A 13,774-nucleotide genomic window follows, 5' to 3' on the forward strand; every position below is an offset into this window, starting at 1 on the left:
GATGATCACGCACAAACTGTCACTGGACGAAATCAACCACGGCTTTGATCTGATGCACGAAGGCAAATCCATTCGCGCCGTCGTGGAATTCTAAGAACCGACCGTTAGAACATTGAGACAGCGCGGGCCATCAAAGCCTGCGCTGTTTTGCTTTGGTCTCCTTGACAGCACCCCCGACACACGATCATTTGAATACCTAAATCATCAACGCGTCAGGCCCCCTATGACGCCGCCCAAGCTGCCCTCCTTGCGAGCCTTACAAGTTTTCGCATCCTTTGGGCGCACGCTGTCGGTAACGCAAACCGCACAGGAACTGGGGGTCACATCCGGCGCTGTCAGCCAACAGCTCAAGGTTTTAGAAGAGCAAACAGGCCGTGCCCTGTTCAGCCGCCAAGGGCGGGGAATCTTTCTACGGCCCGGTGCCAAAGCCTATCACAAACAGATCTGCGAAGGGTTCGAAACACTCGCACAGGCACAGCACATTCTTGATAGGTTGGAGGACACCGCTGATATTTCCATCAGCGCCTTGCCGTCGCTGTTGTCCAGATGGTTGAACCCAGTTCTGAGCACCTATCAAGACCATCACCAAGACCTGTCTTTGCGACTGGATTCCACGCACAAAGAACCCGAACGCCATTTGCTGTCGACAACATTTCGGCTGACCTACGGGGCAAATGCCGACACTTTCCCATACCGGCGCCATCTCTTTCAGGATGCAGTCTTTCCTGTCTGCGCGCCGGCGTTTTTGTCCCAGTTTCCATCGGCCTCGGATCCGGCACAGATGGCGCAGCTGCCGCTTTTACACACAGATTGGGGTCCAGCGCATCGGGATCTGCCCAGTTGGGGGGATTGGTTTTCGCACTGTGCGGTAGATCCGGGAACCTTGCCAAAAGGGGCCACCTATTCTCTATCCAGCTTAACGCTGGACGCCGCGATAGCAGGCAAAGGGATCGCTTTGGCACAAACCTCTTTTGTGGCACGTGATCTGCAATCCGGTCGCTTGATCCGCCTCTCCGAGGCACAGATCCAAATGCCGCAGCCCTATTTCATCTGTTGGGGTGAGGGAGCAATGCAGTCGACCAATGCACGGGATCTGTTGGATTGGATCACCAGTGCTGCCCGAGACTTTGATTAGATTTTCTAAACTTTATCATAGGTGACGCCACCTATACTTTCACCCCCCGCTCCCCAAATGTAGCCCCCTTAGATAATGAATGGGGGATACTCATATTTCTGAAAAACGCCTGGTACGTGGCGGCCTGGAGTTCCGAAATCACCCGCGATCTGCAACAGATCCGCGTACTGAACGAAAAGATCTGCATTTTCCGCACCGAAGACAGAGAGGTGATCGCCCTCGAAGACGCCTGCCCGCACCGTAAACTGCCACTGTCAAAAGGCCGTATCAAAGGCGACTCCGTAGAATGCGGGTACCACGGTCTGACCTTTGATTGTGCCGGCCAATGCGTATCGGCCCCGGGCAAGGGGCGCATCCCCTCAAACGCCAAGGTCAAATACTATCCGATCCATGAGAAATACGATTTGGTCTGGATTTGGATGGGCAACCCGGCAATGGCGGACGCCTCAGAAATCTTTGAGATTGAACATTATGAAGATCCAGATTGGGGCATAAACCGCGGTGCCGCGATGGAGATCAACTGCAACTATCTCTATATGACCGACAACCTATTGAACCCCACGCATGTTGCCTGGGTTCATCAAAGCAGCTTTGCCTAAGACGCCACAAAAGATGCCCCCCCTTTCGGTCAAGAAAACAGATGATGGCATAATCGTACATCGCTGGATGATGGATGTGGAACCTGCCCCGTTTTACCAAAAGGTCGTCGAATTCGCAGGGAACTGTGACCGGTTACAACACTACGAGGTCCGCTATCCCAGCCACGCCCTGATCAAGACCATATTTACACCCGCCGGGACGGGTGGACCCGACGGTCCCTTGGATGACCAAACCTTTGTCATGGATAGCTATAACTTCATGACGCCAACCAGCGAGAAAGAGACCCGGTACTATTGGTTCCAGCTTCGCAACATCCGCCCAGATGACGCAGAGCTGTCAGCCATGATGACCGAAGACGTTAAGCACGCCTTTGAAGAGGGTCTGGCCATTCTGGAAAAGGTACAAACCGGCATGGATGAAAAGACCTCGGCACACATCGACCTGAACATCGATGGGGGGCAACTCAGGTTCCGCCGCCAGCTAGAGGCAATGATTTCCGAAGAAGCGATGGTTGATCAGGCGATGGCCTGATCAACGTGTTTATCTAATTCAGTGATCTGGGGCAAAGCTCCAGATCACTTTTCCCGTTACAGGATGCCCGGCAAATTCAGGCCATGTTCTTTGGCACAGTCTTTGGCGATTTCATATCCAGCATCTGCGTGACGCATGACACCCGTTGCAGGATCATTCCACAGCACACGACCAATACGACGATCTGCGTCTTCGGTTCCATCACAACAGATCACGACCCCTGAATGCTGCGAAAAGCCCATGCCGACGCCGCCGCCATGGTGCAAGGACACCCATGTCGCGCCCGAGGCGGTGTTGAGCAATGCATTGAGCAGCGGCCAATCCGAAACGGCATCAGAGCCATCCATCATCGACTCTGTTTCCCGGTTCGGTGAGGCAACTGACCCTGAATCCAGATGATCACGGCCGATAACAACCGGGGCGGACAGTTCGCCAGTGCGTACCATTTCGTTGAACGCCAGACCCGCCTTGTGGCGATCCCCCAGGCCGATCCAACAAATCCGCGCGGGCAGCCCCTGAAACGCGATGCGTTCCTGCGCCATGTCCAGCCAGCGATGCAGATCCGTGTTGTCGGGGAACAGCTCTTTCATCTTGGCGTCGGTTTTGCGGATATCTTCGGGATCGCCCGACAGCGCACACCAACGGAACGGGCCAATGCCCTTGCAGAACAACGGACGGATATAGGCAGGCACAAAGCCGGGGAAATCAAACGCGTTTTCAAGGCCTTCTTCCAACGCCATCTGACGGATGTTGTTGCCATAGTCGACGGTCGGAATGCCCATCGCGTGGAAATCGCACATCGCTTTGACCTGCACCTTCATGCTGGCACGCGCGGCTTTTTCCACCTCTTTCGGGGCGGTCTCGCGCTTTTCTTTCCACTGACCCATGGTCCAGCCCTGCGGCAGGTAGCCATTCACCGGATCATGCGCCGATGTTTGATCCGTCACCAGATCGGGACGCACGCCGCCCGCATTGGCGCGTTCCACCAGTTCCGCAAAGACATCCGCAGCATTGCCCAACAGGCCGACGGATTTCGCTTCGCCTGCTGCGGTCCAACGCTCGATCATTTCCAAAGCTTCGTCCAGCGTTTCGGCTTTTTCGTCGAGATACTTGGTACGCAGACGGAAATCGATGCTATCGGGATTACATTCCACCGCCAGACAGCAGGCCCCGGCAAACACAGCCGCCAGAGGTTGCGCGCCACCCATGCCACCCAAGCCACCGGTCAGAATCCACTTGCCCGTCAGACTGCCACCAAAGTGCTGGCGACCGGCTTCGGCAAAGGTCTCATACGTTCCTTGAACGATACCCTGCGTGCCGATGTAAATCCATGACCCGGCGGTCATTTGGCCGTACATCATCAGGCCCTTTTTATCGAGCTCGTTGAAGTGATCCCAGTTGGCCCAGTGCGGAACAAGGTTCGAGTTTGCAATCAGAACACGTGGTGCATCCTTGTGAGTCTGAAACACACCAACCGGCTTGCCAGATTGCACCATCAGGGTCTGATCTTCTTCGAGGTTCTTCAAGTTTTCGACAATCAGATCGAAATCTTTCCATGTGCGCGCAGCGCGGCCGATACCGCCATACACCACCAATTCGTGCGGGTTTTCCGCCACATCCGGGTGCAGGTTGTTCATCAGCATCCGCATCGGCGCTTCGGTCAGCCAGCTTTTGGCCGTGATCTCAGTGCCGGTGGGTGGAAAAATATCGCGGGTGTTTTTGCGGGGATCGCTCATGCGGGTCTCCATTGGCTGAGGTCTGTCAGAATATTGGTAAGATGAGCGCGCAGAGCCTTCGCGCGCGCGGGGCGAAAGGTCCATGGCGGAACCTCATCGCAATAGGTGGCTTGGGCCAGTTCCATTTGAATCGCGTGCATCCCATCAAGCGGCCTGCCGTAGTGCCGCGTGGTCCAACCGCCCTTGAACCGGCCGTTCAGGATATCGGTGTATCCGTCAGCCGCCTGACACCGCGCCACGACCATGGCTTCGATCATAGGATCACAGGTTGCGCCCAGATTGGTGCCCACATTGAAATCCGGCAGCCGCCCGTCAAACAGAAACGGAATGTCCCCCCTGATCGAATGACAATCATAGAGGATGGCAAAGCCATGGATCGCCTTCACACGTGCCAGTTCCGCCTCAAGCGCCGCGTGATACGGCGCGTGATATTCAACGCGTCGGCGCTCAATCTCAGCCGCATCCGGCTCTTGCCCCGGCAGATAGATGTCGTTGCCATCAAAATCCGTCAGGGGGCACAGCGTCGTTGTGTTCTGACCGGGATAGAGGCTCACCCCGGATGGGTCGCGGTTCACGTCGATGACATAACGATGCACTGGTGTGCGAACAGATGACACCCCATCCACCAACCCGTCATATAGGTCGTGAATGTGCCAATCTGTGTCTGCCAAAGCATGACCAACGTCGTTCAACGTGGCCCCCACATCAGCCGGCACATCCGTCCCGGTGTGGGGCAAGCCCAACACCAGTGGGCTGTCGCCTTGTTTGATGTCCAAGGTCAAACTCATGGGGTAACCTCAAGACCGGCCGCACCAGCGATTTCACCGGCTCGCACCATGGCGCTTGCGGTTTCAATATCGGGTGCGAGATAGCGGTCTTCGGCCAATGTTTCGATCTTGGTCCGCAGATGCGCGATGACATGGCTGAGACGATCCGAGGTCACCAATGGCGCCCGCGCCTCGACACCCTGCGCGGCGCACAGCAATTCGACGCCCAGAATAACCGACAGGTTGTCGTTCATCCGTTTCAAACGCAACGCACCATGGGCCGCCATTGATACGTGATCTTCTTGGTTGGCTGATGTTGGCGTTGAATCCGTCACACAGGGATTAGCCAGATGCTTGTTTTCACTCATCAACGCCGCAGTTGTAACTTCGGCAATCATGAAGCCTGAATTCAGCCCCGGATCGGGTGTCAGGAACGGCGGCAGGTCATAGGACAACGTCGGATCAACCATCAGCGCCACGCGCCGCTGTGCAATCGCACCGATTTCTGCAACTGCCAAAGCAATCTGATCCGCAGCAAAGCCCACGTATTCCGCATGGAAGTTCCCACCCGAAACGATGCGCCCCTCGTTCACCAGAACCAGCGGGTTATCAGTCACGGCATTGGCTTCAATCTCAAGCGTTTTCGCCGCCATCCGCAACACATCCAGTGCCGCGCCCACGACTTGTGGCTGACAACGGATGCAATACGGGTCCTGCACGCGTTGGTCGTCGTCGCGATGGCTTTCCCGGATAACCGAACCGTCCATTATGGCGCGCATTTCACGCGCGACATCAATTTGTCCCGCATGTCCGCGCAGGGTGTGAATGTCGGCGATCAAGGGCGCGGTTGAGCCCATGATCGCGTCTGTCGACATGGATGCGATCACCATCGACGCCTCGGCCATCCGCCACCCGTCAAACAACCCGGCCAATGCACAGGCCGTCGAGAACTGCGTGCCGTTGATCAGCCCCAGCCCCTCTTTTGGACCCAGAACGATTGGCTTCATCCCAGCCTCGGCCAAAGCCACCGACGATGGCAGACGCTGGCCGTTATACGTCGCCTCTCCCGCGCCGATCATCGCCGCGGCCATATGCGCAAGCGGGGCCAAATCGCCCGATGCACCCACAGACCCCTGTGACGGAATCACAGGGATCACGCCGCGTGACAACATTTCCTCGATCTGATGAATCACAAGCCACCGAACCCCAGACGCCCCGCGTCCCATCGACAACAGTTTAAGCGTCATCATCAGACGGGTTTTGTCTTCGGGCAACGGCTCACCCACACCACAGCAATGGCTCAGGATCAGGTTGCGCTGCAGAGTTTCAGTGTCTTCAGGTGCGATTTTTTTACTGGCGAGTTTGCCGAAACCGGTATTGATGCCATACACCGCTTCTTCGCCAGCAGCGGCATCCGCCACCATCTGTGCGGCAGCTTCCACCCCTGCCCGCGCGCTGTCATCCAGACGCGCAGGGGTCAGGTTGCGGTAAATATCTTTGAGCGTGTCCAGAGTAACGGCACCGGGAACGAGATTGGTCATTTTGCACCTTCGTAAATGCGGGAATGAAGCGGGTTGAACCCGATGCGATAGGCCAGTTCACCGGGTGTTTTGACGTTCCAGATCGCCAGATCAGCCCGGAACCCCGGCGCGATTTGCCCAGCGTCCGAAACACCCAAAGCGCGCGCCGCATTTCGGGTGACACCGGCCAAAGCCTCTTCGGGGGTCATGCTGAACAGGGTGCAGCCCATGTTCATCGTCAACAAAAGTGACGTCAGCGGCGATGATCCAGGATTGCAATCCGTGGCCAATGCCATCGGCACGCCATGGCTGCGGAAATGTGCAATCGGCGGGGCCTGAGTTTCGCGAATGGTATAGAATGCACCGGGCAGGATCACGGCAACCGACCCGCTGTCAGCCATGGCGCGCGCGTCGTCTTCTGTTGCGTATTCCACGTGGTCCACCGACAACGCCCCGTATTCAGCGGCCAAAGCCGTGCCGCCCATATGGCTCAGCTGTTCGGCATGTAGTTTAACCGGCAGCCCAAGTTCTTGGGCGACTTTGAACACGCGTTCAATCTGCGCCTCGTTAAACGCGATCCCTTCGCAGAATCCATCGACCGCATCGACCAACCCCTCGGCATGGGCCACGCGCAGGGTTGGAATGCAAATTTCGTCGATATAGGCATCATCGCGGTCTTTATATTCCGCGGGCGTGGCATGGGCCCCCAAGAACGTCGTGCGGATCTGAACCGGACGCAGTTCAGCCAAACGGCGCGCAGCGCGCAACATGTTCAGTTCGGTTTCGCAGTCTAACCCATAGCCGGATTTCACCTCGACCACCGTCGCGCCTTCGCCGATCAATGTGTCCAGACGGGGCAATGCGCCTGCGACCAGATCCTCCAACGACGCGGTTCGCGTGGCGGTCACGGTTGAGACAATGCCCCCGCCTGCGCGCGCAACCTCTTCGTAAGATGCGCCGTTCAAACGCATTTCGAATTCCATCGCGCGATCACCGCCAAAAACGATATGCGTATGGCAATCTACAAATCCCGGTGTGACCAGACGCCCGCCCAGATTTTGGCGCGGCAAAGTCGCATGTTCATCAGGCAGATCAGCCAAAGCCCCCACCCAAGAAATACGCCCGTCGCCTACCACAATCGCACCGTCGGGAATCAGCCCATAAGCGTCCTTACCCGGTACCATCGTGGCCAGAGTGGCCTGCGTTAATACATATCCAGCCTGATCTGACATCGCGCCCTCTCAATTGTCTTGCTGGGCGGCAAGGTATGTGATTAAAATCGTTATGTCTAGACATAAGGAAACCCGATGCAGACCATTTTCGCTGACCGCGCCCGCACTCCTTCTGGTTGGCTGCACAATCTGCGCCTCAGCGTTGCCGACGGTAAGATCGCCAAGCTGGAGGCGGACCAAACCCCGCAACCGAGCGATATCAAAGTGGACACTCTGCTGCCATCTCTGGCCAATCTGCACTCGCACAGCTTTCAACGTGCGATGGCTGGCATGACCGAGGTCCGCGCCGCTGGCAAAGACAGCTTTTGGACATGGCGCACGCTGATGTATCAATTCATGGACCATGTGACACCGGAACAATATCAGGCCATCGCGGCCCTTGTGTTCATGGAAATGCAAGAGGCAGGATATGCCTCGGTCGGTGAATTCCACTATGTGCATCACCAACCGGGCGGTGCCCGGTTCGACAGCGAAACAGAACTCAGCGAACGTGTGTTTGCCGCTGCTGGCCAAACCGGCATTGGTCTGACCCACCTCCCGGTGCTTTACACCTATGGCGGCGCTGGACAGGCCGAACTGAGTGGGGGGCAAATGCGGTTTAGCAATACCGTGGATCAATTCAAATCTCTCGTCGCACAGGCCCGCACCAAGGCCACCGAAACTCTTGGAGCCGATGCAAGGGTTGGCATCGCGCCCCATAGCTTGCGCGCAACCAGCCCCGCCGATCTGAATGACGTTCTGGAAATCCAGAATGGCAATCCGGTCCATATCCACATCTCGGAACAGCCCAAAGAAGTGACCGATATTCAGAACTGGCTTGGGGCACGTCCCGTGGAATGGTTGCTGCAAAATGCGCCTGTTGATGATCAATGGTGCCTGATCCACGCCACGCATATGACCTCAGACGAAACCCGCGACATGGCCAAATCCGGTGCGATTGCAGGGTTGTGCCCGATCACCGAGGCCAATCTGGGCGATGGCCCTTTTAACGGTGTGGAATACCTTGCAGCCGGGGGCGCCTTTGGGGTCGGGTCTGATTCCAACGTACGCATTTCCCTGACAGAAGAGTTGCGCCTGTTGGAATATTCGCAACGCCTGCGAGATCTGGGCCGCAATGTCATCATCCCCGGCGAAGGATCGGTGGGCGATGTTTTGTATCTCGGCGCAGCCGAAGGCGGTGCGCAGGCGCTTGGCCGGTCTGCTGGCCGGATCGAGGTCGGCGCGCTGGCTGACCTTGTCGCGATCCAAACCGACACCCCTGCCCTGCTCGCCCTGCGCGAGGATCAAATTTTGGATGGGCTGTGCTTTGCTGCAGGCGATGATGTTGTCAGCGATGTCTGGTCTGCCGGGCGTCATCAGGTTCAAAATGGCCGCCATGTAGAACGCGATACAATCGTCGGGAACTATCGCCATGCCATTACGGGTCTCTTGGCCGCGCTTTAATCCAGCTGTTTCAGCCTCACACACAAAGCCATCGCCCCGAATTCTAAGTTTGCGCTTGCCGGGGCGTCCCACAGGATGCCCTGTCCAGCCTCCAACATGCCGCCTCCCTCCAACGCAGCGCGGCCCTTGATCATGAAAAGAACCGCCTGATCGGAGCCATGCCTGACCTCTCCGGTTTCAACGATTGTGGCCTCGGCCTGTATCTTTAGCGGGTCAAATATCACGTTGAACGCCCGACATGGCCCGTTCGTCAAAGTCGCAGAAACCGCCAGATCCCCGGAAAAGACCAACGGCTCACACGGGCCGGCCAGCAGGGTTGTGTCATCATCCGTGAGCGTCAGGCCCTGCCCTAATATGATGGTGTGAATCCGCTCAAATCCGGGAAAGGCAGAGAACGCGCCATCACGATCAATATCGGCCAGGCTGAGCCTCCACAGGGTTTGTCCCCCATCTGCGCGATGCACCAGCTCGCGGGTCACTCCCCCGTGGTTTTTCCAAGGTCTCGGTTCACAGGTCGCGGCATCAAAGCGCATGATCTAGCAATCCCTTTGCAATTCCCCATAAAAGCAGACATATTTCACATAATCGCAACATAATGCAAACCAAAGGACATCCCGTGCCAGCCAAAAAGGTCAGCTTTCAAGACGTCCGAGACGAGGTTATCCGACGCATCCAAGATCGTGTCTGGCCCCAAGGTACGCTGTTGCCTACGGAATTTGAATTGGCCGAGGAATTTGGCTGCGCGCGCGCCACCGTCAACCGCGCCATGCGCGAACTTGCTGACCGCGGTATCGTTGACCGCAAACGCAAAAGCGGCACCCGCGTCAACACCGCACCGGTGAAACAGGCAAAGTTCGAAATCGCCGTGGTCCGCCATTTGGTCGAAGAAAAGAACGCGCAATACCGCTATTCCCTACTGCAATTGGAACAGATCCCTGCCCCGGCATGGCTTAGCTCGCGCATTGATCTGCCAAACGACGCCCAAGCACTGCATATCAAATGCATGCACTATGCGGACAACCGGCCATTTCAGTTCGAAGAACGCTGGATCAATATCGCCGCCGTCCCTGATGTCTTGCATCAGGATTTCAACGAAACCGGGCCGAATGAATGGCTGTTGTCCGAAGTTCCGTTTTCCAACGCTGAAATCGGATTTTCTGCCATTGCAACGGATGCCACGCTGACCGAATTTTTAGCCACCCAACCCGCAACCCCTGTGATCCAGATGGAGCGCACAACCTGGTTTCAAAATCAGCCCGTAACGTTTGTGCGTATGACGTTCCACCCCGGCTATCGGATGTCGACAAGTTACTGACCCCCACGCATTCTCAAAACCGCGCGGGGGTCATAGCGATTAGCTTTTGCGGTGGTGCAAAATTCGACCAATCAGATTCATCAGGATCTGGGCCGCCAATGTCGACGTGCTGCCCGAATGGTCATAGTCCGGCGCGACCTCGACCAGATCTATGCCGACAATCTCGCCGCGCTGGGTCAGACCGTCCAGAAACTCCAGCACTTCGTAATAGATGAATCCACCGTGGCTGGGTGTACCCGTTCCCGGCGCGATAGATGGGTCAAAGGCATCAATGTCGATGGTGACGTAGTACCGCTTACCTGCTGGCACACGCTCCAGCACCCCCTCAACACCCATCTTACGCAAATGGCGTACCGACAGGATGTCTGATCCCATGGCGCGGGCATCTTCGTACCCTTCTTTTGCGGTCGAAGACACGTTGCGAATACCCAATTGGGTCAACCCGGTCACATAGTCCTTTTCAGCGGCACGACGCATGGGGTTGCCGTGCCCATAGCGGACACCGTGGCGTTCATCGACAAAGTCGAGATGCGCATCAATCTGCACCACATGGATGGGCTCTTGATCATCAAACGCATTGATACAAGGGATGTTGATCGAATGATCCCCGCCCAGAACAACCGGCAACGCCCCGGCTTTCAGGATCGCACGCACCCCATTTTCGATGTTGGCATGACTGCCCATCGTATCGGTGTGAATGATATCTGCATCGCCGATATCCACGATCTTGGTGCTTTCGGCAGGGAGATAGGTGATGTCATCCTCAAAGTCATAAGCCCCGCCATGACCAAAGGAAAACAGCGTCGATGCCTCGCGGATTGCACGTGGGCCCATCCGCGCCCCTGATCGCCACTGGCACCCAAAATCATAGGGCGCACCCAGCACTGCAACATCAGCATCAATCTTATCCCAATCAGCGACATATTCGCCCTTGGCAAAGGTACAGATCCCCACAAACGGTAAATTCAACCGTCCGCCCTCGTATCCATGGTCGCTCATGCTTGTCCTCCCGATTCAAGATTTCCCCGACACTAGGGCAAATGGAAGTGAAATAAACCGCCAATTGCGACCCAAAATGCGCCGCACTTTTACCCTCGCCAAGCCTTGGGCAGAAGCGTACAGAAAATCAGACCCCTCTCATGCATGGGACCTGCAAATGCTGGTGACGCTGACCTCTATCTTGCCCATTTTCCTAATCATCGCGTTGGGCTTGGCGCTTCGTAAGGGTGGCATTCCAAGCACCGAGTTTTGGAACGTCAATGACAAGCTGGTTTATTGGGTTCTTATGCCTTGCCTGATGTTCAACAAGGTCTCTCTTGCAGAACTCAACAACCCCAACCTGATCCCCTATGCGATCACCCTGATCACCGGCTTTTTCGTGGCCGTTGCATTTGGTGTAACGATTGCATGGATGAACGGGTTCAAGGCGGCGCAGGGCACCTCGATCCTGCAAGGGTGCGCGCGCAACAACGCTTTTGTCGCCCTTGCCCTGTCCGCCAGCCTATATGGCCCCTCAGGGTTTGAGTATGCCATTCTCGCGTCTGCTATTCTGATCCCCGTAACAAATGTGGTCATGGTTGTCCTGCTTGTGTTGGCCTTGCAGCCTGGAAAGCGGTCAAATTTGCCGCTTGCGATCTTGCGGGACCTGATACGGAACCCGCATATCATTTCGATTACCCTTGCTTTGGCCGTCAATCAGCTTATCGGCACGGAAATCCCGGTCCTACACGAACTCACACGTATTCTTGGGCTGTCTGCTCTGCCAATCACTTTGCTGGCAGTTGGGGCAAACCTGCGCGTCAAAGATATGGCCGCCAGCGCAAGTGCCTTGTTTTTCTCTTTTGTAGGGAAAATGATGATTTTCCCCGCGACGGTTCTGGCATTAGGGCTGATGTTCAGCCTGCCTCCTACCCTTTTGATCATAGCGGTGATCTATGCAATGTCGCCCACGGCGGCTTCGTCTTACACACTGGCGCGCCAGCTTGGGGGGGACGCGCCCATGATGGCGGCCATCGTGACCCTGCAAACGCTCGCCGCCGTTGCCACAATTCCACTGACACTTTACCTGTTGGAATGGGTGGTCTGAGCAGACACCAGCTCAGCTGACCCGGTCCAAAGACCGCCGATGTCCTTGCGCGCTAGTCGTGCCGCTATGACCATGGCAATCGCCCAGCCAGAACTAACCGCCGCCGCCGTCCCGTACCAAACCCCGGCTTCGTCAAATCCCCAGACCCCCACAAAGATCCACGCGAAAAAGGCGATCCCAAAACCTTGGCGATACAGGCCAATCCAAACGCTCCAAACAGGGCGTTTCAGTGCCTGTAGCAGCGAATTGATCGAGAACAGCATCATGTACAGCGGCAGGATCACGCTATCGATCCTGAGATAAATAAGCCCAACACGGATCACTTCGGGGTCAGATGTAAACAGGCCCAGTATTGCAGCCCCAAATGTCCAAAGGATCGCGGCAGCGATCAATGTGATCACCGCGCCGATCTTCCAACAGAAATGCAGAGCATGCCGGACACGATCAAATTCGCCTGCGCCAAGATTCTGGGAAAGGATGGGCAACAACGCCGTTGTCATGCCCAAGACAGGCAACAACAGAATCTGTTCCACCCGCAATCCAATACCAAACCCCGCGATGGCGTGTTCCCCGAACCCTTTCAGCGCGTATTGCACCACAAACCCGGACAGAAACATGATCAACAGGGCAAAGGTGGTGGGTACGGATTGCACGGAAATTTCGCGAACCGAGGCCCAGACCGGAATGAAATTGCGCCGTCTCAGACCAACAAGAGCAGGCGAATTCAGCGCCTGACGCAGCAAATAGATCATGACGCCAGTCTGGCTCAGCACGGTGGATGCGGCGATTCCATTGAACCCCATCCCCGACCAAATCCCGGGAATGCCCCAAATCAACAAGGGATTCAGACCGATGTTGGCAAAGAACGCCGCCATCAAGGCCCGCTGCATCGATGTACTGTCCCCCTGTGCCTGCAGCACGCCGTTGCAGGCATAGGCCAGCAGAAACCCCGGCAAAGCCAGCAAGAGCCACCGAAAATACCCCGTTCCTGCTGCGCGATAGGCACCGGGTTCTGACAACACCGCAAGAATTTGGGGCCCAAGCCAAAACCCAACACACCCAAGCAGCCCCGAGGCCATAATCCCATAACTCAGCCCCTGCACAGAAAGCCGGCGGGCCGACCGGCTGTCTTTGCGCCCCAAGGCATTGCCCACTAGCGCGCTCATCGCAGCGCCAAGTCCAAAGCCAACAGCAACGAAGATATAGAAAACCTGAAACCCCTGCGCGAGCCCGGCTTGCGCATTCGTCGACAGCAACCCAGCGAAATAGATATCGACCACGTTGTATAGCGTGCTGAACAACATCCCCAACGCAGCGGGCAAAGCCAGATTGCGGAAATGGGACGAAATCGGTCCGATCGTCAGATCTCGGGTCAGCGTACGGGCCATATGTTACCTATCCGGGCGGGG

11 protein-coding genes and 1 pseudogene are annotated in these 13,774 nt (G+C 56.5%); 5 read left to right on the forward strand and 7 right to left on the reverse strand.

What is annotated here, in order from left to right:
* The first annotated feature begins 223 nt into the window (after positions 1-223).
* Positions 224-1,135, forward strand: a complete 912-nt coding sequence (locus ABWV33_RS16795; protein ID WP_353332366.1) for a LysR substrate-binding domain-containing protein — start codon at positions 224-226, stop codon at positions 1,133-1,135.
* 92 nt (positions 1,136-1,227) lie between these two features.
* Positions 1,228-2,266 (forward strand): annotated as a pseudogene (locus ABWV33_RS16800) (aromatic ring-hydroxylating dioxygenase subunit alpha).
* Positions 2,267-2,322: 56 nt separating this feature from the next.
* Here ABWV33_RS16800 and hutU read toward each other — a convergent pair.
* Genes hutU through hutI form a run of 4 tightly spaced genes read right to left on the reverse strand, consistent with a single transcriptional unit; the run spans position 2,323 to position 7,473 of the window.
* A complete protein-coding gene (hutU, locus tag ABWV33_RS16805) occupies positions 2,323-4,002 on the reverse strand; it encodes a urocanate hydratase (RefSeq protein ID WP_121998874.1) in 1,680 nt (559 codons plus the stop codon).
* Positions 3,999-4,790: an N-formylglutamate deformylase gene (gene hutG / locus ABWV33_RS16810; RefSeq protein ID WP_353332368.1), complete on the reverse strand. Its 792-nt coding sequence runs from the start codon at positions 4,788-4,790 to the stop codon at positions 3,999-4,001. The genes hutU and hutG overlap by 4 nt, the downstream gene beginning before the upstream one ends.
* Positions 4,787-6,310 (reverse strand): histidine ammonia-lyase, encoded by a 1,524-nt coding sequence (gene hutH, locus ABWV33_RS16815; protein ID WP_353332370.1) that lies wholly within the window; start codon positions 6,308-6,310, stop codon positions 4,787-4,789. The genes hutG and hutH overlap by 4 nt, the downstream gene beginning before the upstream one ends.
* Positions 6,307-7,473 carry an imidazolonepropionase gene (gene hutI, locus ABWV33_RS16820; protein WP_502930921.1) on the reverse strand — a complete coding sequence of 389 codons (1,167 nt, stop codon included), beginning with the start codon at positions 7,471-7,473 and terminating at the stop codon, positions 6,307-6,309. Before hutI ends, hutH begins: the two co-directional genes overlap by 4 nt.
* Positions 7,474-7,596: 123 nt before the next feature.
* Between hutI and ABWV33_RS16825 the strand changes: the two genes are divergently transcribed.
* The gene (locus ABWV33_RS16825; protein ID WP_353332374.1) at positions 7,597-8,964 is read left to right on the forward strand and encodes a formimidoylglutamate deiminase; all 1,368 of its coding nucleotides are present in this window, start codon (positions 7,597-7,599) and stop codon (positions 8,962-8,964) included.
* On the opposite strand, the gene ABWV33_RS16830 is transcribed toward ABWV33_RS16825, so the two are convergent.
* A complete protein-coding gene (locus tag ABWV33_RS16830; RefSeq protein WP_353332376.1) occupies positions 8,961-9,497 on the reverse strand; it encodes a HutD/Ves family protein in 537 nt (178 codons plus the stop codon). The genes ABWV33_RS16825 and ABWV33_RS16830 overlap by 4 nt on opposite strands.
* A gap of 62 nt (positions 9,498-9,559) precedes the next feature.
* Between ABWV33_RS16830 and hutC the strand changes: the two genes are divergently transcribed.
* On the forward strand, positions 9,560-10,279 hold the full coding sequence (gene hutC, locus ABWV33_RS16835) for a histidine utilization transcriptional repressor HutC (protein ID WP_502930919.1): 720 nt from the start codon (positions 9,560-9,562) through the stop codon (positions 10,277-10,279).
* A gap of 39 nt (positions 10,280-10,318) precedes the next feature.
* Here hutC and speB read toward each other — a convergent pair whose 3' ends face one another.
* Complete coding sequence (gene speB, locus ABWV33_RS16840) at positions 10,319-11,278, reverse strand: agmatinase (RefSeq protein ID WP_353332380.1); 960 nt, start codon at positions 11,276-11,278, stop codon at positions 10,319-10,321.
* A 76-nt stretch (positions 11,279-11,354) separates the two neighbouring features.
* On the opposite strand from speB, the gene ABWV33_RS16845 reads away from it, so the two are divergent.
* Complete coding sequence (locus ABWV33_RS16845) at positions 11,355-12,365, forward strand: AEC family transporter (protein ID WP_353332382.1); 1,011 nt, start codon at positions 11,355-11,357, stop codon at positions 12,363-12,365.
* Here the strand turns inward: ABWV33_RS16845 and ABWV33_RS16850 are convergent.
* Entirely contained in the window at positions 12,341-13,753 is a 1,413-nt protein-coding gene (locus ABWV33_RS16850) for an MATE family efflux transporter (RefSeq protein ID WP_113822220.1), read from the reverse strand. The genes ABWV33_RS16845 and ABWV33_RS16850 overlap by 25 nt on opposite strands.
* Between the last annotated feature and the right edge of the window lie 21 nt (positions 13,754-13,774).

It is taken from the genome of Phaeobacter sp. NW0010-22, from assembly GCF_040365955.1.
GTDB lineage: Bacteria > Pseudomonadota > Alphaproteobacteria > Rhodobacterales > Rhodobacteraceae > OMPR01.

What these genes read in the sequence shown, in the direction of transcription:
- ABWV33_RS16845 (WP_353332382.1), top strand. Translation starts at nt 11,355, where the DNA reads ATGCGCCGCACTTTTACCCTCGCCAAGCCTTGGGCAGAAGCGTACAGA.
- ABWV33_RS16825 (WP_353332374.1), top strand. Translation starts at nt 7,597, where the DNA reads ATGCAGACCATTTTCGCTGACCGCGCCCGCACTCCTTCTGGTTGGCTG.
- ABWV33_RS16850 (WP_113822220.1), bottom strand. Translation starts at nt 13,753, where the DNA reads ATGGCCCGTACGCTGACCCGAGATCTGACGATCGGACCGATTTCGTCC.
- ABWV33_RS16795 (WP_353332366.1), top strand. Translation starts at nt 224, where the DNA reads ATGACGCCGCCCAAGCTGCCCTCCTTGCGAGCCTTACAAGTTTTCGCA.
- hutI (WP_502930921.1), bottom strand. Translation starts at nt 7,473, where the DNA reads ATGGTACCGGGTAAGGACGCTTATGGGCTGATTCCCGACGGTGCGATT.
- hutU (WP_121998874.1), bottom strand. Translation starts at nt 4,002, where the DNA reads ATGAGCGATCCCCGCAAAAACACCCGCGATATTTTTCCACCCACCGGC.
- ABWV33_RS16830 (WP_353332376.1), bottom strand. Translation starts at nt 9,497, where the DNA reads ATGCGCTTTGATGCCGCGACCTGTGAACCGAGACCTTGGAAAAACCAC.
- speB (WP_353332380.1), bottom strand. Translation starts at nt 11,278, where the DNA reads ATGAGCGACCATGGATACGAGGGCGGACGGTTGAATTTACCGTTTGTG.
- hutC (WP_502930919.1), top strand. Translation starts at nt 9,560, where the DNA reads ATGCAAACCAAAGGACATCCCGTGCCAGCCAAAAAGGTCAGCTTTCAA.
- hutG (WP_353332368.1), bottom strand. Translation starts at nt 4,790, where the DNA reads ATGAGTTTGACCTTGGACATCAAACAAGGCGACAGCCCACTGGTGTTG.
- hutH (WP_353332370.1), bottom strand. Translation starts at nt 6,310, where the DNA reads ATGACCAATCTCGTTCCCGGTGCCGTTACTCTGGACACGCTCAAAGAT.